Here is a 231-nt window from a genome sequence, read left to right on the forward strand (position 1 = left end):
ATTTAGATTATGGGGCTATAGCTCAGCTGGGAGAGCGCCTGCCTTGCACGCAGGAGGTCAGCAGTTCGATCCTGCTTAGCTCCACCATAATTTAAAAATAATGGGCGATTAGCTCAGTTGGGAGAGCACCTGCCTTACAAGCAGGGGGTCACTGGTTCGAGCCCGGTATCGCCCACCATCTTTAAGCGCATTTAAGCGAGTGTGTTTAAACATGGTTCTGAAAAGAATCTT

Annotated in this window: 2 tRNA genes; both read left to right on the forward strand. The window is 48.9% G+C overall.

Features of this window, described 5'->3' with window-relative positions:
• Positions 1–11: 11 nt before the first annotated feature.
• Positions 12–87, forward strand: a tRNA-Ala gene (locus RH40_RS02000).
• A 15-nt stretch (positions 88–102) separates the two neighbouring features.
• A tRNA-Val gene (locus RH40_RS02005) sits at positions 103–178 on the forward strand.
• Positions 179–231: the final 53 nt, after the last annotated feature.

This window comes from Vibrio caribbeanicus ATCC BAA-2122 (assembly GCF_000165125.1).
In the GTDB taxonomy this organism is placed as follows: Bacteria; Pseudomonadota; Gammaproteobacteria; order Enterobacterales; family Vibrionaceae; genus Vibrio; species Vibrio caribbeanicus.